The organism is Phytobacter sp. V69, from assembly GCF_965644215.1.
In the GTDB taxonomy this organism is placed as follows: Bacteria; Pseudomonadota; Gammaproteobacteria; order Enterobacterales; family Enterobacteriaceae; genus Phytobacter.
Genome location: NZ_CBFFRL010000446.1, coordinates 1 through 1,054, shown reverse-complemented (window position 1 = coordinate 1,054; position 1,054 = coordinate 1). Strand labels below are relative to the sequence as shown.

General features: G+C 51.1%; 2 protein-coding genes. Both read right to left on the bottom strand.

Annotated features, from left to right (window positions below):
- Positions 1–49 precede the first annotated feature (49 nt).
- Positions 50–172: a hypothetical protein gene (locus ACSZPU_RS25875; RefSeq protein WP_499004474.1), complete on the bottom strand. Its 123-nt coding sequence runs from the start codon at positions 170–172 to the stop codon at positions 50–52.
- On the bottom strand, positions 162–971 hold the full coding sequence (locus tag ACSZPU_RS25870; RefSeq protein WP_499004472.1) for a Gfo/Idh/MocA family protein: 810 nt from the start codon (positions 969–971) through the stop codon (positions 162–164). Before ACSZPU_RS25870 ends, ACSZPU_RS25875 begins: the two co-directional genes overlap by 11 nt.
- Positions 972–1,054 lie beyond the last annotated feature (83 nt).

Sequence of the window (1,054 nt, the reverse complement as noted above, 5' to 3'; positions counted from 1 at the left end):
GTAGCGAGCCATAGTTCAATATGTTGTTGAAAAAGACAGTTACTATAACTCAGGTGATTAAGGGACACAGCCTAGTGACGATCGTCTCCGGGCGAGTCAGAATAAACGGCAGATGGTAACGGTTGGTACTTTTGCCATTACCAATAAAGCCAATAACCAGTTTAGTTGTCATTGCGTAACTCCATTTTTTGCTGCTTTCTGCCCGTTTCTATCACCCCGGCGACAATGGAGCTGACTTCCAGCATGGCAGCGGCAGTCTGGTAATCAAGGGTGTCGATAATGCGGATAAACGCCTGGAACTCATACAGCAACCGGTGCTCGCGGCGGTCAAAGCTCAGGCGCGCGGTATCTCCCTTGTTCAGCGCCAGCTCAAAGCCGGTCAGCTGATTGACCGGAAGCGAGAGCTGCACATAGCCTTTATCCCCCTGAATCAGCGAAGTGGTGGGCGCTTTGCAGTCTTTTGCCCCGATGCACACACATTTAAAACTGCCGTAGTCCAGCAGCATGACGCCGCTGGTATCCACGTCGTTCTGCATATTGGCGGCATAGCTGACCGCCAGCGGTTTGCCGAACAGCCCGGCAGCAAAATGGATGTTGTACACATTGAGATCCATCAGCGCCCCGCCACCTTTTGGACCATCAAAAGCCGGGTGAATAATGCCCGCCATGAAATCGTCATAGCGCGAGGAGTACTGGCTGTAATTCAGCGTCACCATTTTGAGGCTACCCAGACTGGCAATCTGGGTCTTTAACGTCTGATAAGCCGGGAGATAGTGGACATTCAGCGCCTCAAGGATTATCAGGTTTTTCGCCTGTGCCAGCGCCTTGAGTTCGTTCAGTTCGGCGACGCTGGTGGTGATGGGCTTTTCGATAATCACATGCTTGCCTTTCTTCAGCGCCTGGCTGGCAAAGGAAAAATGGAGGTGATTAGGCAGTGCGACATAGAGCGTATCCACATCGCTCTCGAGCATGTCCTGATAAGGAAGGTGCGATTTAATCGTCAATTATGAGAACATAACCCTTTCTTTGACATAGACTTTTCACGATGCCCGCT

Coding starts and splice junctions, on each gene's coding strand:
- ACSZPU_RS25875 (WP_499004474.1), bottom strand. CDS start 172: ATGACAACTAAACTGGTTATTGGCTTTATTGGTAATGGCAAAAGTACC.
- ACSZPU_RS25870 (WP_499004472.1), bottom strand. CDS start 971: ATGCTCGAGAGCGATGTGGATACGCTCTATGTCGCACTGCCTAATCAC.